General features: G+C 72.4%; 16 protein-coding genes and 1 rRNA gene. 9 read left to right on the top strand and 8 right to left on the bottom strand.

Annotated elements, in window-relative coordinates; all coding sequences use genetic code 11:
- Positions 1-70 precede the first annotated feature (70 nt).
- Together ABT070_RS25960 and ABT070_RS25955 are read left to right on the top strand one after the other, a co-directional pair.
- Positions 71-691 (top strand): GNAT family N-acetyltransferase, encoded by a 621-nt coding sequence (locus ABT070_RS25960; protein WP_351764270.1) that lies wholly within the window; start codon positions 71-73, stop codon positions 689-691.
- Positions 692-939: 248 nt separating this feature from the next.
- A complete protein-coding gene (locus tag ABT070_RS25955) occupies positions 940-2,139 on the top strand; it encodes a winged helix-turn-helix domain-containing protein (RefSeq protein WP_351764269.1) in 1,200 nt (399 codons plus the stop codon).
- Positions 2,140-2,223: 84 nt separating this feature from the next.
- Here ABT070_RS25955 and ABT070_RS25950 read toward each other — a convergent pair whose 3' ends face one another.
- The 6 genes from ABT070_RS25950 to mtrA form a co-directional block, all read right to left on the bottom strand.
- The gene (locus ABT070_RS25950; RefSeq protein ID WP_020133042.1) at positions 2,224-2,970 is read right to left on the bottom strand and encodes a response regulator; all 747 of its coding nucleotides are present in this window, start codon (positions 2,968-2,970) and stop codon (positions 2,224-2,226) included.
- 206 nt (positions 2,971-3,176) lie between these two features.
- Complete coding sequence (gene hpf, locus ABT070_RS25945) at positions 3,177-3,869, bottom strand: ribosome hibernation-promoting factor, HPF/YfiA family (protein WP_351764268.1); 693 nt, start codon at positions 3,867-3,869, stop codon at positions 3,177-3,179.
- Positions 3,870-4,182: 313 nt separating this feature from the next.
- Positions 4,183-5,127, bottom strand: a complete 945-nt coding sequence (locus ABT070_RS25940; protein WP_351764267.1) for a ComF family protein — start codon at positions 5,125-5,127, stop codon at positions 4,183-4,185.
- 393 nt (positions 5,128-5,520) lie between these two features.
- The gene (locus ABT070_RS25935) at positions 5,521-7,356 is read right to left on the bottom strand and encodes an LpqB family beta-propeller domain-containing protein (RefSeq protein WP_351764266.1); all 1,836 of its coding nucleotides are present in this window, start codon (positions 7,354-7,356) and stop codon (positions 5,521-5,523) included.
- Positions 7,346-9,583 carry an MtrAB system histidine kinase MtrB gene (gene mtrB / locus ABT070_RS25930; RefSeq protein ID WP_351764265.1) on the bottom strand — a complete coding sequence of 746 codons (2,238 nt, stop codon included), beginning with the start codon at positions 9,581-9,583 and terminating at the stop codon, positions 7,346-7,348. Before mtrB ends, ABT070_RS25935 begins: the two co-directional genes overlap by 11 nt.
- A 1-nt stretch (position 9,584) precedes the next feature.
- Complete coding sequence (gene mtrA, locus ABT070_RS25925; RefSeq protein ID WP_187281934.1) at positions 9,585-10,274, bottom strand: two-component system response regulator MtrA; 690 nt, start codon at positions 10,272-10,274, stop codon at positions 9,585-9,587.
- Between the two features lie 447 nt (positions 10,275-10,721).
- On the opposite strand from mtrA, the gene ABT070_RS25920 reads away from it, so the two are divergent.
- Positions 10,722-11,060 (top strand): carboxymuconolactone decarboxylase family protein, encoded by a 339-nt coding sequence (locus tag ABT070_RS25920; RefSeq protein WP_351764264.1) that lies wholly within the window; start codon positions 10,722-10,724, stop codon positions 11,058-11,060.
- A gap of 372 nt (positions 11,061-11,432) precedes the next feature.
- Positions 11,433-12,359 (top strand): GNAT family N-acetyltransferase, encoded by a 927-nt coding sequence (locus ABT070_RS25915; protein WP_451099029.1) that lies wholly within the window; start codon positions 11,433-11,435, stop codon positions 12,357-12,359.
- Between the two features lie 91 nt (positions 12,360-12,450).
- On the opposite strand, the gene mtnA is transcribed toward ABT070_RS25915, so the two are convergent.
- Positions 12,451-13,602, bottom strand: a complete 1,152-nt coding sequence (gene mtnA, locus ABT070_RS25910) for an S-methyl-5-thioribose-1-phosphate isomerase (protein WP_351764262.1) — start codon at positions 13,600-13,602, stop codon at positions 12,451-12,453.
- A 140-nt stretch (positions 13,603-13,742) separates the two neighbouring features.
- Between mtnA and ABT070_RS25905 the strand changes: the two genes are divergently transcribed.
- The 5 genes from ABT070_RS25905 to ABT070_RS25885 are packed head-to-tail and all read left to right on the top strand — an operon-like array spanning position 13,743 to position 19,473.
- Complete coding sequence (locus ABT070_RS25905; protein WP_351764261.1) at positions 13,743-15,125, top strand: glycerophosphoryl diester phosphodiesterase membrane domain-containing protein; 1,383 nt, start codon at positions 13,743-13,745, stop codon at positions 15,123-15,125.
- A gap of 4 nt (positions 15,126-15,129) precedes the next feature.
- Positions 15,130-15,981, top strand: a complete 852-nt coding sequence (locus ABT070_RS25900; protein WP_451099027.1) for a DUF4129 domain-containing protein — start codon at positions 15,130-15,132, stop codon at positions 15,979-15,981.
- Positions 15,978-17,174, top strand: a complete 1,197-nt coding sequence (locus ABT070_RS25895; RefSeq protein ID WP_351764260.1) for a DUF4350 domain-containing protein — start codon at positions 15,978-15,980, stop codon at positions 17,172-17,174. The genes ABT070_RS25900 and ABT070_RS25895 overlap by 4 nt, the downstream gene beginning before the upstream one ends.
- Positions 17,174-18,163 (top strand): AAA family ATPase, encoded by a 990-nt coding sequence (locus ABT070_RS25890; protein ID WP_351764259.1) that lies wholly within the window; start codon positions 17,174-17,176, stop codon positions 18,161-18,163. Before ABT070_RS25895 ends, ABT070_RS25890 begins: the two co-directional genes overlap by 1 nt.
- Positions 18,163-19,473 carry a DUF58 domain-containing protein gene (locus ABT070_RS25885; protein ID WP_351764258.1) on the top strand — a complete coding sequence of 437 codons (1,311 nt, stop codon included), beginning with the start codon at positions 18,163-18,165 and terminating at the stop codon, positions 19,471-19,473. The genes ABT070_RS25890 and ABT070_RS25885 overlap by 1 nt, the downstream gene beginning before the upstream one ends.
- 110 nt (positions 19,474-19,583) lie before the next feature.
- Here the strand turns inward: ABT070_RS25885 and rrf are convergent.
- Positions 19,584-19,700: ribosomal RNA gene (rrf, locus tag ABT070_RS25880) — 5S ribosomal RNA — on the bottom strand.
- Between the last annotated feature and the right edge of the window lie 164 nt (positions 19,701-19,864).

Here is a 19,864-nt window from a genome sequence, read left to right as displayed (position 1 = left end):
AATTGTGATCACGCGCTCACACGCGGCGAAAAAGATGGCGCCGCCGGGGCACCCCGCGCAGAATCGGCCGATGGAGCCCGAGCCCGTCACCCTCACCACCCCCCGCCTCGTCCTGCGCCCCCTCGGCCCGCGGGACACCGACGCCGTGTACACCGCCGCCCAGGACCCCGACATCCAGCGCTGGACCACGATCCCCTCCCCCTACCTCCCCGAGCACGCCCGAAGCTTCGTCGAACTGCTCGCCCCGGAAGGCTGGACGAGCGGCTCCATGTTCACCTTCGGCGTCTTCCTCCCCGACGGCGCCCTCACCGGCGTCCTCAGCCTCACCATGCGCTCCCCGGGCACGGCCGAGGTCGGCTTCTGGTCGGCCAAGGAACACCGCGGCCACGGCTACACCACCGAGGCCACCCTCACCGCGGCCCGCTGGGCCTTCACCACGCTCCCCGTCGACCGCGTCGAATGGCGGGCCGAGCTCGGCAACACCGCCTCCCGCGCGGTCGCCGAGAACGCCGGCTTCACCCTGGAAGGCACCCTGCGCTCCGCCATCGCCAACAAGGGCGTACGACGCGACTGCTGGCTGGCCTCACTGCTCCCGTCGGACCTGGGACTGCCCTCGACGGCGCCGTATGTTCCGGCACTCTCCAGCCCGCCCGGAGCGTCCGGGGGCCCAGCCGGCCCGTCCGCCGTCTGAGGACGAGGCCGTCCAGGCCGAAAGCGGGGGCCTGGGGGCGGCTGGGGTCTGGGAGGGGCGGCCGGAGCCCGGGGGCGGCTGAGGCCTGGGGGCGGCTGGGGCCTGGGGGGCGGCAGCCCCAAGGGACGGAAAGGGCGGGGGCGGCGACGGGGGAGAAGACCGCGGCGAAGCCGCCCTCGCTCCCACCCCTGCACCCCCAACCCCCAGCTCACCCCGCACTGTCAGTCCCACCCCCTATCGTGCGAGCCATGACGACCCCGCGCCCCGACACCGCGCTCTCGGCAGACGAAGCCCGCCGCATCGCCCTGCGCGCGCAAGGCTTCCTCGGCACACCCGACCGCAAGACCGGCGTCCGCGGCGTCCTCCGTCACCTCGGCGCGGTCCAGCTCGACACCATCTCGGTCCTCGCCCGCTCCCACGAGCTGATCCCCTACGCCCGACTGGGAGCGGTAGGCCGCAGGACGATCGAGGACGCGTACTGGAAGCCCGAGTCGGCGGGCACCCCCGCGGCACGACCGCACGCCTTCGAGTACTGGTCCCACGCCGCCTGCATCCTTCCCATCGAGGAGTGGCCCCACTTCGCCTTCCGCCGCCGCGCCTACCGGGCCCGCCCGCACTGGAACCACGCGCTCCCGGACGGCACGTACGAACAGGTCGTCAAGCAGCTCCGCACCGAAGGCCCCCTCACCGCGACCGAGTTGGGCGGAGCGAAGAAGACCAGCGAATGGTGGGACTGGTCCGGCACCAAGGTCGCCGTGGAACGCGCGCTGATGTACGGCGAGGTGGTCTGCGTGGAGCGCCGCGGCTGGAAGCGCGTGTACGACCTCGCCGAACGCGCCGTACCCGCCGACCTGCTGCACGACGAGCTGGACGACACCGAGTGCCTGCGCCGCCTCGTCCGCCTGGCCGGCCGGTCGCTCGGCGTGGGCACGCGCGCGGACATCGCCGACTACCACCGTCTCAAGGGCGAACAGGTCGACACCGTGATCGCCGACTCGGGCCTGGTCCCGGTCACGGTCGAAGGCTGGGGCAAGCCCGCCTGGGCCGACCCGTCGGCCCTGGAAGCGCCCCCGCGCGGGCGCCACCGCACCACGCTCCTGTCGCCCTTCGACTCCCTGATCTGGGAGCGGGCGCGCACCGAACGGATCTTCGGCTTCACCCACCGCCTGGAGGCCTACGTCCCCAAGCCGAAGCGGATCCACGGCTACTTCGCGATGCCGGTCCTGGCCGGCGGCCGGCTCGTCGGCCGTGTGGACCCGGCCCGCGAGGGCCGCACCCTGATCGCCAGACAGGTCACCCTGGACGGCCCGAAGGCGGTTTCGGCGGTGGCCCAGGCCCTGCTGGAGGCGGCGACCTGGGTGGACTGCACGGACGTACGCGTGGAGCGTGTGGACGCCCCGGAACTGCGCGAGCCCCTCGCCAGAGAACTCACCCGCGCACTGGCCTGACCCGGGTCCGAGCCGGACTCGGACTCGGGCCCGGGCCCGGCTCGACGGACCGCCTCGCTCGACGGCTCACCCGGCTCACCCGGCTCACCGGATCTCGAGAATCTTCTCCCGCATCGCGTACACGACCGCCTCCATCCTGGAGTGCAGCTGAAGCTTCTCCAGGATGTTGCGCACATGGTTCTTCACGGTGTTCTCGGAGATGAACAACTCCTTGGCGATGTCACGGTTGTTCATCCCCGTGGCGACCAGCTTGAGCACCTCCAGCTCCCGGTCCGTCAGCCGCGGCGCGGGGACGAGGCGACGCTCGTCGGTCCGCTGGATCATCGACTTGAACTCGGTGAGCAGCTTCGACGCCATGGAGGGGCTGATCTGGGACTGCCCGTCGGCGACCGCGCGGATCGCGGTGGCGACCTCGTCCGTGGAGATCTCCTTGAGGAGATAGCCGGTCGCGCCGGCCTTGATCGCCTCGTAGAGGTCGGCCTCCTCGTCGCTGATCGTCAGCATGATGATCTTCGCGCTGGGAGCCACCTCCTTGATGGAGGTGCACGCCTCGATACCGCCGCGCTTGGGCATCCGTACGTCCATCAGCACGATGTCCGGCAGCAGGTCGGCCGCCTTGTCCACGGCCTCGGCGCCGTCACCGGCCTCGCCGACGACCTGGATGTCCTCCTCGGCCGCGAGCACGATCTCCAGTCCACGGCGGAACAGGGCGTGGTCGTCCACGACAAGGACTCTGATCGGCTCCTTGCGTGAGGTGCCCCCGTCCGGGCCCATGCCGACGACGCCGTCGTCGGCATCGTCGTCCCGCATCGGTCCGAAGCTGTCCGCCATCGTTCCTCCCCCTGAAGGCTGTGGCCGTGGTCCTGTGCCGTCGCCAACCCAAGGCAGCGGCCCACCGGTTGAGCCGCCCTGGCCATGATTCCATGCCCGGACGACAACGCGGTGACAGAGTGGGGCCCCAAGGGGTCGCACACGGGTGCCCCTGGGGGCGCACACAGCGCTCCAGGGGCACACCGCTCAGCTGTCACCGGGCAGCGTCAGCCGCCCAACGTGCCGCCCGCCTCGGGCGCGTGCGCCTGGGCCACCATCGGGTCGGTGTCGAGGTAGATCACGCCGTAGTCGTAGGCGTGACGTCGGTAGACGACGCTGGGCTGCTTGGTCTCGGAGTCGACGAACAGATAGAAGTCGTGTCCGACCAGTTCCATCTCGTAGAGGGCCTGGTCGAGGGTCATCGGAGCGGCGACGTGGGTCTTCTCGCGCACCACGAGGGGGCCGTCGCCCTGCACCTCAAGCGAGCCGATCCGCTTCGTCGGCACGCTGTCCGACTCACCGGCGGGGACGGGACGGCCGTTGCCGTTGAGCGTCGCCACACCCGGGACGTAGTCGGAAACCTCCGCCGCGGAGATCCTGCGGGCGCCGCGGCGCGTGTAACGCTTGTCGTGCTGCTTGCGCAGCTGGGCATCGAGCTTCTCCGCCGCCAGGTCGAGTGCCGCGTACGGGTCGCTGGCCGCCGCCTCCGCCCGGATCACAGGGCCGCGGGAGCGGAGCGTGATCTCCACTCGGTCGCACCGGTCGGCCTGTCGGGGGTTGGGCTCCTTGGACACCTCCACGTCGAGGCTGATCACCTTGCCGTCGAGCTTCTGGATCTTCTCCAGATTCAGCTTGTCGGCCACGTGCTTGCGGAACCGCTCGGGCACCTCGGTCTTGCGGCCCTTGACGACGATGTCCACGCAGAACTCCGTTCCCGGATCACTCCGCTTCGGTGCGGAGCGTCTCCCTTTTGCACCAGGCTCCGGTGAGCACCGGAACCTCGGACTCGGTGACTTCCACCTCCTCCTCCCCCATGGGCGAGATCTACACCCCAGGTGCTGCGGAAGATTACGAAAACCGCAGCACGGCATTCGGATATGAGAGGTGTGGCCTGCGGCTTTCCCTCACAACCGAACATATCTCGCCCGGACGGATGTCGTCACCCTCTACTGCGGCGTACCTCCGTTCAGGCGAATTGGCCCTCTCATTACCTGCAACGACGCAACTTCCCGCTCAGTTCCGGTTTATTTCGAAAGAGTCCGGCGACGCGGCGACCACGGCCGCGCAGAGCACGTCACCGGCTCCGCCGACGTCGTCCGGCGGTCTCACCGACACCACGTCCGCGCCTCCCTCCTCCGCTCCCGACAGCTTCCTACTGTCTTCCCGAGTGATACCCACGTACCCGGCAGTCGCCCCTTCACCACACAACGCACCCTTCGTCTCCTCCCCACACCGCACACTCTCCCCCTGTCCCGCCCACTCCGCCGCCGCAGGCACCCGAACCGCCCGCACCTCCCGCACCGCCCGCGCAGCCTCCGCCAGCGAGGCGCCCGTCGTGACCACGTCGTCGACCAGAACCACCGGCCCACCGCACAGCACCCGCGCGCCCCCGGGCACCACCGTCAGCGCGCCCACCAGGTTGTCCAGGCGCTGCCTGGAGCCGAGCCCCGACTGGTCGGCCACGGCCCGCCGCTGCCGCAGCACCGCGGCCACCCGCGCCGGCACCCCGGCCCGCCGCAGCTCCCCGGCCGCCGCCAACGCGATCCGCCGCGCCGGATCATGCCCACGCGCCCGCACCGCCGCCCGGGTGGAGGGGACGGGGACGAGCAGGAGGTCTCCGAGGGGGTGGGGGCCCTCCCCCTCCCCCCACCCCACCTCCCCCACCCCTGCCCGCACAGCCCCCGCCAACGCCGCGCCCAGCGGTCGCGCCAGTGTCAGCGCGCCGCGTTCCTTGTGGGCCAGCAGCGCCGCCCGTACCTCGTCCGCGTACCGGGCCGCCGCGTGCACGGCGGGCAGCCCGGGCGGTTCCGGCACCGGGCGGACCCGGAACGGCGCGGCCCCGCTCAGCGCCGCACGGCACTGCGGGCAGAGCACCGTACGCGCGCTTCCGCAGCCCCCGCACTCGGCGGGCAGCACCAAGCCGGCGAGCTCCTGCCACCACCTGCGAACGCCTTCCACGCCCCCTACTGTGCCGATGCGGGAAGCGGCCCGCCACCCCTGTGGAAAACCACCCGGAGAGCCCTGTGGAAAACTTTCGGGAACGGGAACAAGGGCGGCCCGAAGACAGACCGAAGGCCGATCGAAGACAGACCGAAGACAGACCGATGGCCCTCGGAACACCAAAAGCAGCAGGCGAAATACGGCCCCCGGGAAACCCCGGCCCAAAGGCAGAAGGAGTCCGAGGAGTTCTCCCCGAACCCCTGGCCCACTCCAGCCCCGCGAGTTCCGCACCCCAGGCCGCCCCAGGCCGCCCCGAGCCGCCCTGCACCCCCGCCTCGCGCGCCCGATGCCCACCACCTGAAGCCCCGCACCCGGCACCCACCACCTGAAGCCCCGCACCCGGGGCAAAGATCACCCGGGGTAGAACGCGACCGAGGCGGTTTCCTTCAGCGTCCGCCACCCGCTTCCGCCGGGCAGCCACAGCAGCCCGTCCTTGGAGGTCGCGAAGAGCGGGATGTCGCTGTCCTCGGAGGCGGCGATGCTCGTGACCTCCGTGAGGCCGGGGAGGGTGCCCGCCTCGGGGATCGAGCCGTCGCACTGCACGTACTGCACCTGCTGCACGCCGCCGGCCTCGCGCCCGACGACCACGAGCCGGCTGTCCCCGGCCCAGGACATGGCCGTGACCTGTTCCAACTCCGGTGTCGCGGACCGCAGTTCCTGGAGCGACACGGACTGCTGCTCGCCGGTGCCCGGGCCTCGTTCGATCCGTCCGATGAGCAGGGACTGCTTGCCGCCCTTGTCGACGATGAGCGCGATCCGCACCCCGTCGGCGGCGACCCGTACGGCGTTGATACGGCCGTCGAGTCCCGGCGTGAGCACCTCCAGGGGCTGGCCGCCGCCCTTCTCCAGCAGGAGCAGCCGGGGCGCGGCGGGGTCGCGGTCGGCGACCCACAGGTCGCCCTGGGCGTCCCAGCTGGGGGTGGTGAGCCGGTCGGTCTCCGTCTTGCCCTTGCTCTGGAGTACGGGGTCGCCGATGGAGCTGCCGGAGACGGTGGAGGTGACGTAGAGCGTCTTGCCGTCGAGGGCGACTCCGGCGGCGCTGTGTTCGTCGCGGGCCACGGCCACCGAGCGCAGTGCCTTGGTGCCGTCGCCGAGCGCTCCGGGCACGGGGTCGCCCTTGGTGTTGCCGCTGCCGCTCGTCATCCGTGCGAGGCGGTGCTGGCCGTCGATGAAGTACAGGTAGCCGGGGTTGGTCTCGGAGCCGCGGGCGGCGACGGCCCCGGCCCGCTCCTCGCTGAGGGAGCACAGCTGGGTGCCGCCCGCGCGCAGCGCGATCTCGTCGACGGCGGGGGTCAGGCTGCGCAGGGAGAACAGCAGCTGGGCGGCCATCTCGTCGCACTTGCCCTGCCCGATGTGGGCGGCCTTGTCGTTCAGCGGCACGGTGAGCTTGTTCTGGTCGTCGAGGGCCAGTGCGGTGACGCCCTTGGGCAGCGCGGTTCCGGTGGGGAAGCTGGATCTGACGACGGGGCGGAGCCAGCTGGTGGGTCCGGTGAGCACGGAGCGCACCATCTGCGTCATCGGGTCGACGCGTTCGCGGACGTAGACGGGGTCGGCGACGGCCATGGGCTGCCGGGAGCCGTCGGCCGTGCTGTTGGAGGCGAAGTAGTACTTGTTGACGGACACGTAGTTGCGCTGGAAGTCCGACTTGCCCATGACGACGCCCTGGGGAAGGGCGTCGATGCGCCACTGGCCGTTCTTCTTGTCGCGGCTGAGGTGGACCACCTGGCCGTAGTTGCCCGAGGCAGGCGCGTACGACTGCTGTGCGTCGACGGTGGCGACCCGTGTGCCGGTCAGGGTGTACGAGTAGTCGTCGCCGTCGTCCCGGGTCCCGGTGGGTCCGGCGTCGGTCGCCGGCCCGTCCGTGAGGACCGTCGTGGACCGTTCGGGCTCCCATTTCTGGGCGGCTCTGTCGGTCAGGTACTGGCGGGCCGTCGCGTAGCCCGGGTCGTCGCTGGTGAGCGCTTCGAGGAAGCCCTGGACGATCTCCAGGGGCTGGGCGTCGTCCCGGGGCGGCATCGCGAACACCCGTACCTGGGTGTCCTGGCGCGGTGTGGACTCGACGCCGCGCAGATCCCCGCTGTCGGGCATCGAGGCGCACCCGGCCAGCAGGACGACGCCACAGGTGGCGTACGCCACCGCGCGCACCGGCGTGCGCCGGGTTCCCCCCTCGCGCCACTCAGCGCCCACGAAATGCCTCCCCTTGCTCGTTCGAGCCCTTCGCCCCGGCGCTCTGCCGGTCCGAAGTCCCCCTCAGCGCCGTTTCCCGCGTGTCCTGCGTGTCCCGCGTTTCCCGCGCGTCATCCGGGCCGGCCGTTTCCCCCGTACCGCCCGTTTCCGGCTGTTCCGGGTTCTCGCCGTGCACTTCCCCATCAGCCTTGCCGGCCCTGCCGGTCCCGCCGGTCCCGCCGATCCCCGCATCCCGGGACTCGTCCTCCCCGCGTCCGCCGCCGCCCGTGCCCGGGGCGGGCCGGGGCACCACGCGCGCGCCGTTGCCGGGCAGTGCCGTCGGGTCGGCCGTGGGGGTCGCGGCGCCCATCCGGGGGGTGAGCGTGCTCCGGGCGGCCGACAGCTGTTCGCCGACGGGCTGTATCGGCACCGTCGCGCTCTTCTGGCCGCCGCCGCGCGGCAGACCGGCGTCGTCGAGGTCTCCCCGGTTGCGACGGGAGTCCTTGGGCTCGAGGGGTATCGGCGAACCCCGAAGCGGCTCGTCGGCGGTCCTGGGCAGCGTCAGCCGGAACTGCGAGCCGCCGCCGGGCTCTCCCCAGGCCTGCAGCCAGCCGCCGTGCAGTCGTGCGTCCTCCAGGGCGATGGACAGCCCCAGACCGGTACCGCCGGTGGTACGCGCGCGTGCCGGGTCGGCGCGCCAGAACCGGCTGAAGACACGGGTGGCCTCGCCGGGCTTGAGGCCGACGCCGTAGTCGCGCACGGCTATCGCGACGGCCCCGCCCGCGGCGGCCAGCTTGACGATGACGTCCTTGCCCTCGCCGTGTTCCACGGCGTTGACCACCAGGTTCCGCAGCACCCGCTCCACCCGCCGGGCGTCGGCCTCGGCGACGACGGGCTGCTGGTCGCCGATGACGCGTACGTTCGTCCCCTTGCGGTCGGCGAGCGGCGCGGCCCCGCTGACGACCCGCCGGACGACCTCCCTGAGGTCGATCGGCTCGGCCTCGAGGGCGGCGGCGCCGGCGTCGAAGCGGCTGATCTCCAGCAGGTCCGCGAGCAGTGTCTCGAACCGGTCGAGCTGGTCGGCGAGGAGTTCGGCGGACCGCGCGGTGATGGGGTCGAAGTCGACCCGGGCGTCGTGGATGACGTCGGCGGCCATGCGGACGGTCGTCAGCGGCGTCCGCAGCTCGTGCGAGACGTCGGACACGAACCGTCGCTGCATCCGTGACAGGTCCTCCAGTTGCTGGATCTTCAGCTGGAGGTTCTGGGCCATCTTGTTGAAGGCCTCGCCGAGGCGGGCGATGTCGTCCTCGCCGGTGACCTTCATCCGTTCCTGGAGCCGCCCGGCGGACAGCCGCTCGGCGATCCCGGCGGCCATCCGCACCGGTGTGACGACCTGCCGCACCACGAGCCAGGCGATGGCCCCGAGGAGGACGACGACGAACAGCCCGGCGGTCGCCAGCGTCCCCTTGACCAGGCTCAGCGACTTCTCCTCCTGCGTGAGCGGGAAGAGGTAGTACAGCTCGTACGGATCGCCGTTGGGGTCGTTGACCTGCTTGCCGATGACCAGGGCCGGCTGGGATTCCTTGTCGTTGAGGTAGATGATCCGGGAGTAGCTCTGGGCCGCGCCGGTGCTGCTGTAGACCTGCTCGCGCAGCTTCTCCGGGACGCTCTTGTCGGGGTCGACGAAGCCGGAGGCGCGTGGCCCGCGGGCGACGCCGCTGACGTCGCCGGGGGGCAGGGTGACCACGTCGAAGGCGCCCTGGCCGCCGCTGGACAGCGACAGCACAAGCTCGCTCATCCATTCGATGACGTTCTGCGAGGCGCCGCCGTCGGCCGGGGTCCCGTCGTCGGCGCCCGCGCCGGCGGCCTCGTCGGCCTTCTGCTTGGCCACGGCGAATCCGCCGGTGGCCTGGCTCTGGGACGCCTTCACCTTGGCGTCCAGCAGTCCGTTGCGCACCTGTCCGATGACGACGAAGCCGAGCAGCAGGACGACGCCCAGCGACATCAGCAGTGTCGTGGCGACGACCTTGAGCTGGATGTTGCGCCGCCACAGCCGCATGACGGGCAGCAGCGGCCGGCGCACCCAGCGCAGCAGCAGCCTCAGGACGGGGCTGCCCTGCACCCCGCCCTGCAACAGCCCCCCTTCGAGGAGGCGTGCGAAGCGCGAACGCGGCGTCCTACGGCCGACAGGCCGCTCCGGACGGGCCCCGGAGCGACCGGGGGCCGAAGCGGCACTGTCTCCGGACATGTCAGCTCGGTCCTGCCTTGTATCCGACGCCACGGACGGTCACCACGATCTCCGGTCGCTCGGGGTCCTTCTCGACCTTGGAGCGCAGCCTCTGGACGTGCACGTTCACCAGGCGGGTGTCGGCGGCGTGCCGGTAGCCCCACACCTGCTCGAGGAGCACCTCGCGGGTGAACACCTGCCAGGGCTTGCGCGCCAGCGCGACCAGCAGGTCGAACTCCAGCGGCGTCAGCGCGATCGACTGACCTTCCCGCTTCACGGAGTGACCGGCCACGTCGATGACGAGGTCGCCTATGGCGAGCTGCTCGGGCGCCGGTTCCTCGGACCTCCGCAGCCGCGCCCGGATCCGGGCGACCAGCTCCTTCGGCTTGAACGGCTTCACGATGTAGTCGTCGGCGCCGGACTCCAGACCGACGACGACGTCGACGGTGTCGCTCTTCGCCGTGAGCATCACGATCGGCACGCCGGATTCCGCCCTGATCAGGCGGCACACCTCGATGCCGTCCCGGCCGGGCAGCATCAGGTCCAGCAGCACCAGGTCGGGTTTCGCCTCACGGAAAGCGGCCAGCGCCTTGTCACCGTCGGCTACGAAAGACGGCTCAAAACCTTCACCACGCAGCACAATGCCGAGCATCTCGGCCAGTGCGGTGTCGTCGTCGACGACAAGGACTCGTCCCTTCATAAACGACATCATCCCATTCTCATAACGGTGAAGGCAGCGCAGGTGAGAAGGCTCACCGGCCAGTGACGATAGTCGTACGAGGCGGTCACTGTCTGCCCGGGGCCGCCGACGTCGATGTCAGCACCGGTGTCAGGCGGTCCGGACACACGACTGCACAGGGACGTCGTGACTCAGCGCAAGCCTACGCAGCCGTCGCGTGACGACGCGGGGCTCCGAGGGGCCGGGGTGAGCCGGGTGAGGATCCACCGGGGCGAGCCGGGTGAGGATCCGCCGATCCGCCCCGGGCTCCGGGGCTCCCGGGAGAGCCGGTGGCATCGGGCCCGGAGGGAGTTCCCACGCGCGCGCCGCCCCGAACGCTCCTACGGTTGAACGAGGACGTGGCGCCCGCGGATGCCCGTTTCCGTCCGCCTCCGCCGCACACCATCTCGGCGTCGCAGGCGCCTAAGGAGGCCATTCGGCATGTCCACAGCATCCGACACCCCGGTCCTGGACACCCTCGCCGCCATGACGATCGACTCACTCGAGCGATGCGGTCTGCCCCCGGACACGCTCATCCTGACCCGCATCGCCGCGCTCGCGGCCTCGGACGCGCCCCCCGTCTCCTACCTCGCCCACGTCGACCCCGCGCTCAGGGCCGATCTGACCGCCGCTCAGGTACAGGACGTCCTGGTCGCCATCGCCCCCATCGTGGGCACGGCCCGTGTGATGACGGCGGCGGGCAACCTCACCGCGGCGCTCGGCATCGCCATCGCGGTGGCCGACGCGGAGATCGAGGCCGAGATCGAGGCCGGAAGCTGAAGTACCAGGAGCCGGGCCGCGACACCGATCCGCAGCAGATTCATCGCCTTGTGCCCCGTGGCCGGCAACGGGGCAGGGCCGGTTCACTGCGGGGCTGACGTCGCCGGAACCGACGGTGCTGCGCACGGTGTGCGGCTGTCGGGCCCGGCGCATCCCCTTCTCACCACGTCTCATCACCGTGAAGGACACGCAGGTGAACGGGTCGAGCAAGGGCACCTGCCAGTGACGACGGTCCTGCGGAGCGGTCACTGTCCGCCCCCGTCCGCCCCGCCCCCGCCCAGTGCGCCCCGCCCGCCCCGCCCTCCGCCGCCGCCGGTGTGACAGCGGCCCCGGCGGGAAATCTCGGTGCGGTCGGCGCCGTCCAATGGTGGGATGCGCCGCATGAGCGACCCGTTGCGCGACCGCATCGAGCGGTACTACGCCACCGTGCCCCTTCTGTTCGCCGACGCCGAGGACTTCGGCCCCCTGTGCCTGTTCGTACGCAAGGAGCCCGGCGCCCCGTACTACGGCGGCCCGAGCCATGCCCGGCCCACCGGCGCGGCCCCCGTGGACGCCGCCGACATCGCCCGGGTGCGTGCCCGGCAGCGTGAGCTCGGTGTGCCGGAGGCGTTCGAATGGCTGGCCGAGTCGGCACCCGCGCTGCGGGCCCGGCTCGAGGCCGCAGGCCTCGTGGTGCTGCGACGCCCGCTGATGGTGCTGCCGCCGCACCGTCCGCTGCCCCCGCAACCCGTGCCGGACGGCGTGACAGTGCGCGCGCTGACCGCGGACGACCCCGCCCTGCCCGCGGCACTCGCCGTCCCGCACCTGGCCTTCGCCAAGGAGCGCCTCGCCGGGAAGCCTCTCGCCGAGGAGTCTTCCGCCAAGGAGCGCCTCGCCGGGGAGCCCCTCGCCGAGGAGTCCGCCCCCGCGGCGGGCCAGAGGGACCGCGCGGCCCTGTCGAGGCGGTCCGAGGTGCTGACCGGGGACGGCACGGTGGCCGCGGTCCGCTCCACGATCCGCGCCGGCCACAAGACCCTCGTCGCCGCCCTCGCCCCGGACGGCACCCCCCTGGCCACCGGCCACTACCACCCGGCGAACGCCACCACGGAGATCGGCGGCGTCGGCACCCTCCCCTCCGCCCGCCGCCAGGGACTGGCCGCCGCCGTGACAGCGGCCCTGGTCGCCCACGCCCGCGCCCACGGCGTCGAGACGATCTTCCTCGCCTACGCGGAGGAGACCGTCGCCCGCATCTACGCCCGCCTCGGCTTCCGCCCCGCGGGCACGACCCTCCTGATCGCCGACCAGCCCGCACGCTCGTAGGTCCGAGCCCGGCACACCCGGCCGGCCGACGGCTGATCGACAGCTGATCCACGGGCGGCCGGCGGGTGACCGACGGGGCGTCGACGGGCGGTCAGAGTGCCGCCCCCGCACCTCCCTGGCGCGCCCTGCCGCACAGCTCGGCGAGCGCGTCGGCCGTCACGGGCGACACCGCGCCCTCCTCCGTGACGATCGCCGTCACCAGCTCGGGCGGCGTCACGTCGAACGCGGGGTTGTACGCCTGGGTCCCCAGCGGCGCCACCGGAATCCCGCCGCCCGCTCCCGTCACCGGCGCCTGGGCCGCCATGGCCTCCGTCACCTCGAACCCGGGTCGCTGCTCCACCTCGATGGACGCCCCGTCCGGCGTCTCCAGGTCCACCGTCGTCACCGGCGCCACCACGATGAACGGCACATGGTGATACCGCGCCAGCACCGCGAGCGGATAGCTCCCCACCTTGTTCGCCACCGACCCGTCGGCCGCGATGCGATCCGCCCCGATCAGCACCGCGTCCACCTCCCCCGCCGCGAAGAGCGAACCCGCCGCGTTGTCCGTCAGCAGGGTGTACGCCATGCCGTTGCGGGCCGCCTCGTACGCCGTGAGGCGGGCGCCCTGGAGCAGCGGACGCGTCTCGTCCACCCACAGCCTGCGAAGCCGGCCCACCCGGTGCGCCGCGAGCGCCACCGCGAACGCCGTCCCCTCCCCGCCCGACACCAGCGCACCGGTGTTGCAGTGGGTGAGGACCCGGTGCCCGCCGCCCGGCAGCAGCTCGTCGAGAAGCGCCAGCCCGTGCCCGGCCATCCGGACACTGGCCTCGGCGTCCTCCCGGTGCAGCTGCCGCGCGGCCGCCAGCGCGGCCCGCGCGCCCTGCGCCGGATCGCCGCCCTCGGCGATCCCCGCGCGGTACGCGGCCCGGGCCCGGCGCACACCCACGGACAGGTTCACCGCCGTGGGGCGGGCGCCCGCGAGCGCGTTCGCGGCCTCGTCCACGTCGAAGCCGCGTGCGGCGGCGAGCGCGACACCGTACGCCCCGGCGATCCCGAGCAGCGGTGCCCCGCGCACGGCCAGCGAACGGATCGCCTCGACCAGCGCGGACGCGTCCGTACACACCAGCTCGACTTCCTCGGCCGGCAGTCTCGTCTGGTCGAGCAGGACCAGCACGGGACCTTCCGGTAGCTCCTCCCAACGGATCGCAGGTATCTCGGCCGGCCGCTTGTCCTCGCCGGATTGCGCGTACTGATCAGCCATGCGGTCAGTCTGCCCCCGATCCGGCGGACAATTGAAGGTGTGCAGCCCCTACCGCGGCCGGTCACCCGATCAACGCCCCATGGCACGATGGCTCCCAACCTGCCGCCGCGCCCGCGGACGGGCACCGTGAAGGAGCGACGATGAAAGACACTCCGGGCTGGGCCTCGCCCGGATCCGCCCCGTCCGACGGACAGGAGCCCGGCGCGTCCCACCCCGCCGAGCCCACGGACCGCCCCGCCGACGCCCAGCCCGCGGACCAGCCGGGCGCGAACCCGCAGAGCCCCGGCACGAAGTGGTCCAAGGAACAGCCCCCGCCCGGCCCCGGCCAGTGGTCCGCGCCCGCAGGCCCCCAGAACCCGGGCCGCGGCACGGGCCAGACCCCGCCGCCCCCACCGCCTCCGCCGCCCGGCCCCGGCTGGGGCACCTACCCGCCCGCCGGCCCCGGCGGCGGATACCCCGGCGGCCCCACGGGCCCCGGGCCGGGCGGCTACGGCGCTCCCGGCTGGGGCACGGGCTGGGGCGGCCCTCCGCCCGCGGCGAAGCCCGGCGTGATCCCGCTGCGTCCGCTCGCCGTGGGCGAGATCCTCGACGGCGCCGTCGCCACGATGCGCACCTACTGGCGCACGGTCCTGGGCATCTCGCTGACCGTCGCCGTCATCACCGAGATCTTCGTCGTCCTGTTGCAGGGCCTCGTCCTGGACGCCACCACGGACACGACCGCGCTCGGCGACCCGAGCGCCACCGCCGACGAGCAGCTCAACGCCATGGGCGACGCCCTGCGCGCCTCCGGTCCCGTCCTCCTCATCACCCTCATCGGCACCATCACGGCGACCGCCCTGCTCACCGCCGTCACCAGCCGGGCGGTGCTCGGCAAACCGGTCGCCCTCGGCGAGGCCTGGCGCGACGCCCGCCCCCAGGTGCTCAAGCTGTTCGGCCTGATCTTCCTGCTGATGGTCGCCGCCGCCGCCACCGTCCTCGTATGCCTGCTGCCGGGCATCCTCGTGAGCGCCGCCGGGAACTCCGACGCGGGGGCCGCGCTCAAGGCCCTCGGCATCCTCGGCTCGATCGTCCTGGTGCTGTGGCTGCTGATCCGCCTCTCCCTCGCCTCGCCCGCACTGATGCTGGAGAAGCAGAGCATCAAGAAGGCGCTGGGCCGTTCCCTGAAGCTCACCCGCGGCTCCTGGTGGCGCGTCTTCGGCATTCAGCTGCTCGCCCTGATCATCGCGAACATCGTCGCGATGATCGTGGTCGTCCCCTTCGCACTCCTCGGCGCCGCCCTGAGCGACGGGGGAGTCAGCGGCATGGTCGACGCGACCAGCGACTACGGCTGGACCTACCTGATCGTCAGCGGCATCGGTTCGGTCATCGGCTCCATGATCACCTTCCCGATCTCGGCCGGAGTCACCGTGCTCCTCTACGTCGACCAGCGCATCCGCCGCGAGGCCCTCGACCTCGACCTGGCCCGCGCCGCGGGCCTCCAGGGCTACGGCGCCTCCGCTCCCGGCACGACCCCGGGGAGTTGATGCGGTGAGCCTGGCGGGGGGAGTTCTCACAGCGGTACCGCTCCCGGGCGCCCTGCCCGTGAGGGCACCGCTGCCCGGCTTCACCGACGCCGGCCCGGCGGCCCTGCCCGGCGTCGCCGCAAGGGCCGTGGCGGCGCTGCTCCGAGCGGGCGACGCAGCCACGCTGTCCCTGGCGGCCCGCTCGGACGACGAACCGCCGCTCACCGTCCCGCGCGACCCCGCGCGCGAGGCGGCCCGCCGTGAACTGTCCAAGGACCTGTACCACCAGAACGACCCGAGCCCGTTCCAGCGCGCCCTGGACGCCCTCTGGGACTGGATCGGCGACCTGTTCGACACCGCCTCGACGGCCACCCCCGGCGGCACACTCGGCCTGGTGGTCGTCGTCCTGGCCCTGGCGGCCGTCGTGGGCGCCCTGTGGTGGCGCCTGGGCTCCCCGCGCCGCCCGCCCGCCTCCGCCTCCGCCCTCTTCGACGACCGTCCCCGCAGCGCCGCCGAACACCGCGCGGCCGCCGAGGCACAAGCCGCCCAGGGCCACTGGAACCAGGCCGTCAAGGAACGCATGCGCGCCATCGTCCGCTCCCTGGAGGAACGCGCCCTCCTCGACACCCGCCCCGGCCGCACGGCCGACGAGGCCGCCGCCGACGCAGGCCGCACCCTGCCCGCCCACACCGACCGACTCCGCGCCGCCGCCCGCGACTTCGACGACGTGACGTACGGCGGCCGCCGCGCCACCCAGCAGGCGTACGGACGCATGGCCGAACTCGACCTCGACCTGGAACGCGCCAAGCCCCGGCTGACGGCGAGCAGCACCCACACCACGACGAACCACCCCGCCCACCGGGGAGCCGCCGGATGACGACCGAGGCCACGCTCCCGTCCACCTCGGCCTCGCCCACCGCCCTGCGGCTGTGGACCCGCGCGCGGGGCATCGCTCTCGCGCTCGTACTGCTCCTGGCGGGGGCCGTCACACTCGCCGCGCTCCAGTCCGACGCCCGCCACGGCGCCCTCGACCCGCGCTCCGCCGACCCCTACGGCAGCCGCGCGGCAGCCGAACTCCTCGCCGACCGCGGCGTGTCCACCCGCGTGGTCACCACCCTGGCCGAGGCCCGCGCCGCGGCACGCCCGGACACCACTCTCCTGGTCGCCGCCCCTGATCTCCTGGCGGAACGTCAACAACGGCTGCTGCACACGGCGCTCGCCGGCTCCGGCGGCCGGACCGTCCTCGTCGCCCCCAGCGGCTGGTCCGTGGGAACCCTCGCCCCCGGCGTCACCGCGGACCCCGCCACCAGCCGCGGCTCCGCGCTCTCCCCCGACTGCGCGCTGCCCGCCGCCCGCCGCGCCGGCACCGCGGAGACCGGCGGCATCCGCTACACCACCCGCCACCTCGACGCCGACGAGTGCTACCCCAGCGAGCGCCTTGCCACCCTGCTCCGCATCCCGGACACCTCCGGCGACGGCGACACCGTGGTCCTCGGCGCGCCCGACATCCTCCAGAACAACCGCCTCGACGAACAGGGCAACGCCTCGCTCGCCCTCCAACTCCTCGGCTCCCGCAGCCATCTGGTCTGGTACCTCCCCTCGCTCTCCGACACCGCCGCCACCGACCCGGACGACGAGAAGGGCTTCTTCGACCTGCTCCCCTCCGGCTGGCTCTGGGGCACACTTCAGCTGTTCGTCGCCGCAGCCCTGGCCGCCCTCTGGCGGGCACGCCGACTCGGCCCCCTCGTGCCCGAAAGACTCCCCGTGGCGATCCGCGCCTCCGAAACCGTCGAAGGCCGCGCCCGCCTCTACCGCAAAGCCGACGCCCGCGACCGCGCGGCCGCCGCTCTTCGCTCCACCACCCGCATCCGCCTCGCCCCTCTCCTGGGCGTCCCCGTCACCCAGGCGCACGCGCCCGAGGCACTCGTCCCCGCCCTGTCCGCCCATCTCCACGGCGACGGACAGCCCCTGCACTTCCTTCTCTTCGGCCCACCGCCGGGCGACGACGCGGCCCTGATCGCGCTCGCCGACCAACTCGACGCCCTCGAAAGAGAGGTACGCCGTCCATGATGGACCCGACCACTGACATCGCCGGGAGCACCGGGGATCCGGGCCGCGCCCGCGCCTCCTTGGAGGCCCTGCGCGCCGAGATCTCCAAGGCCGTGGTCGGCCAGGACCCCGCCGTGACCGGCCTCGTCGTCGCCCTCCTGTGCCGCGGACACGTTCTCCTCGAAGGAGTCCCCGGAGTGGCCAAGACGCTGCTCGTCCGCGCCCTCGCCTCGGCACTCGAACTCGACACCAAGCGCGTCCAGTTCACCCCCGACCTCATGCCCAGCGACATCACCGGCTCCCTCGTCTACGACACCCGCAGCGCCGAGTTCTCCTTCCAGCCCGGCCCGGTCTTCACCAACCTCCTCCTCGCCGACGAGATCAACCGCACCCCGCCGAAGACCCAGTCGTCCCTCCTCGAAGCCATGGAGGAACGCCAGGTCACCGTCGACGGCATCCCGCGTCCGCTCCCCGACCCGTTCCTGGTCGCGGCGACCCAGAACCCCGTCGAGTACGAGGGCACCTACCCCCTCCCCGAAGCCCAGCTGGACCGCTTCCTCCTCAAACTGACGATCCCGCTCCCCTCCCGCCAGGAGGAGATCGACGTCCTCACCCGCCATGCCGAGGGCTTCGACCCGCGCGACCTGCACGCCGCCGGCATACGCCCCGTCGCAGGACGGGCCGACCTCGAAGCGGCCCGCGCCGCCGTCGCCAAGACGACGATCTCCCCCGAGATCACCGCCTACGTCGTCGACATCTGCCGCGCCACCCGCGAGTCCCCGTCCCTCACCCTGGGCGTCTCCCCCCGAGGCGCGACCGCCCTCCTCGCCACCGCACGCGCCTGGGCCTGGCTCACCGGCCGCGACTACGTCATCCCCGACGACGTCAAAGCCCTCGCCCTCCCCACTCTCCGCCACCGCGTACAGCTCCGCCCGGAAGCCGAGATGGAAGGCGTGACGGCCGACTCCGTCATCACCGCGATCCTCGCCCACGTCCCCGTACCCCGCTGATGGCGCTCACCGGACGCACCGCGCTCCTCGCGGCCCTGGGCTCCCTCCCCGTCGGCATCTGGGACCCCGGCTGGACGGGCATCCTCGCCGTCAACGCCCCCCTGGCGGTGGCCTGCGCCTGCGACTTCGCCCTGGCCGCCCCGGTACGCCGACTGGGCCTCACCCGTTCAGGCGACACCTCCGCCCGTCTCGGCGAAGCGGCGGACGTCACCCTCACCCTCACCAACCCGTCCCGCCGCCCCCTGCGCGCCCACCTCCGCGACGCCTGGCCCCCCAGCAGCTGGCAACCAGGGACGGAGACGGAGGCCTCCCGCCACCGCCTGACGGTCCCGCCCGGCGAACGCCGCCGCATCACCACCCGCCTACGCCCCACCCGCCGCGGCGACCACCGGACGGACCGCGTCACGATCCGCTCCTTCGGCCCCCTCGGCCTCTTCTCCCGTCAAGGCACCCACAAGGTCCCCTGGACCGTGCGTGTCCTCCCCCCGTTCACCAGCCGCAAGCACCTCCCGTCGAAGCTGGCCCGCCTGCGCGAACTGGACGGTCGCACCAGCGTCCTCACCCGAGGCGAGGGCACGGAGTTCGACAGCCTGCGCGAATACGTCCCCGGCGACGACACCCGCTCCATCGACTGGCGTGCCACGGCCCGCCACGCATCGGTCGCGGTCCGCACCTGGCGCCCCGAACGCGACCGCCACATCCTCCTGGTCCTCGACACCGGCCGCACCTCCGCCGGGCGCGTCGGCGACGCCCCCCGCCTCGACTCCTCCCTGGACGCGGCGCTCCTCCTCGCCGCGCTGGCATCCCGCGCCGGCGACCGCGTCGACCTCCTCGCCTACGACCGGCGAGTACGCGCCCTCGTCCAGGGCCGCACAGCACGCGATGTTCTCCCGTCCCTGGTCAACGCCATGGCCACGCTCGAACCCGAACTGGTCGAGACGAACGCCCGCGGCCTCACCGCCACAGCCCTCCGCACGGCCCCCCGACGCTCCCTCATCGTCCTCATGACGACCCTGGACGCCGCCCCGGTCGAGGAAGGCCTTCTCCCCGTCCTCCCCCCGCTCACCCAGCGCCATACGGTCCTGGTGGCGTCGGTCGCCGACCCCCACATCGCCCGTATGGCCACCGCCCGCGGCAACACCGAGGCGGTCTACGAGGCGGCGGCGGCAGCCCAGGCCCAGGCAGAACGCCATCGCACAGCCGACCAACTCCGCCGGCACGGCGTCACCGTCGTCGACGCGACACCTGACCAACTGGCCCCCGCACTCGCAGACGCCTACCTGGCCCTCAAGGCAGCGGGACGCCTGTAGATCAAACGGGCTCTCTCACGGAGAGAGCCCGAAGAGCCCGTCGAAATATCCATACCCCTAAACGCAGAAAACCCCCGCACCATAAGGTGCGGGGGTTTCCCGTAATATTTGTTCGGCGGTGTCCTACTCTCCCACAGGGTCCCCCCTGCAGTACCATCGGCGCTGTGAGGCTTAGCTTCCGGGTTCGGAATGTAACCGGGCGTTTCCCTCACGCTATGACCACCGAAACACTGTGAAACACATACAGCCGCACCATACCGTGACCATGGCATGGGGCCGTTCGTGGTTTCAGAACCAACACAGTGGACGCGAGCAACTGAGGACAAGCCCTCGGCCTATTAGTACCAGTCAGCTTCACCCATTACTGGGCTTCCACATCCGGCCTATCAAC

This window comes from Streptomyces sp. NPDC002884 (assembly GCF_040295245.1).
Lineage (GTDB): Bacteria > Actinomycetota > Actinomycetes > Streptomycetales > Streptomycetaceae > Streptomyces.
This window is presented reverse-complemented; position numbering and strand designations above follow the sequence as displayed.

Excerpts from the sequence above, each read along its gene's own strand:
- ABT070_RS25920 (WP_351764264.1), top strand. The coding sequence starts at position 10,722 with ATGTCCACAGCATCCGACACCCCGGTCCTGGACACCCTCGCCGCCATG.
- ABT070_RS25915 (WP_451099029.1), top strand. The coding sequence starts at position 11,433 with ATGCGCCGCATGAGCGACCCGTTGCGCGACCGCATCGAGCGGTACTAC.
- mtrA (WP_187281934.1), bottom strand. The coding sequence starts at position 10,274 with ATGATGTCGTTTATGAAGGGACGAGTCCTTGTCGTCGACGACGACACC.
- ABT070_RS25950 (WP_020133042.1), bottom strand. The coding sequence starts at position 2,970 with ATGGCGGACAGCTTCGGACCGATGCGGGACGACGATGCCGACGACGGC.
- ABT070_RS25955 (WP_351764269.1), top strand. The coding sequence starts at position 940 with ATGACGACCCCGCGCCCCGACACCGCGCTCTCGGCAGACGAAGCCCGC.
- ABT070_RS25960 (WP_351764270.1), top strand. The coding sequence starts at position 71 with ATGGAGCCCGAGCCCGTCACCCTCACCACCCCCCGCCTCGTCCTGCGC.
- mtnA (WP_351764262.1), bottom strand. The coding sequence starts at position 13,602 with ATGGCTGATCAGTACGCGCAATCCGGCGAGGACAAGCGGCCGGCCGAG.
- ABT070_RS25905 (WP_351764261.1), top strand. The coding sequence starts at position 13,743 with ATGAAAGACACTCCGGGCTGGGCCTCGCCCGGATCCGCCCCGTCCGAC.
- ABT070_RS25890 (WP_351764259.1), top strand. The coding sequence starts at position 17,174 with ATGGACCCGACCACTGACATCGCCGGGAGCACCGGGGATCCGGGCCGC.
- mtrB (WP_351764265.1), bottom strand. The coding sequence starts at position 9,583 with ATGTCCGGAGACAGTGCCGCTTCGGCCCCCGGTCGCTCCGGGGCCCGT.
- ABT070_RS25885 (WP_351764258.1), top strand. The coding sequence starts at position 18,163 with ATGGCGCTCACCGGACGCACCGCGCTCCTCGCGGCCCTGGGCTCCCTC.
- ABT070_RS25895 (WP_351764260.1), top strand. The coding sequence starts at position 15,978 with ATGACGACCGAGGCCACGCTCCCGTCCACCTCGGCCTCGCCCACCGCC.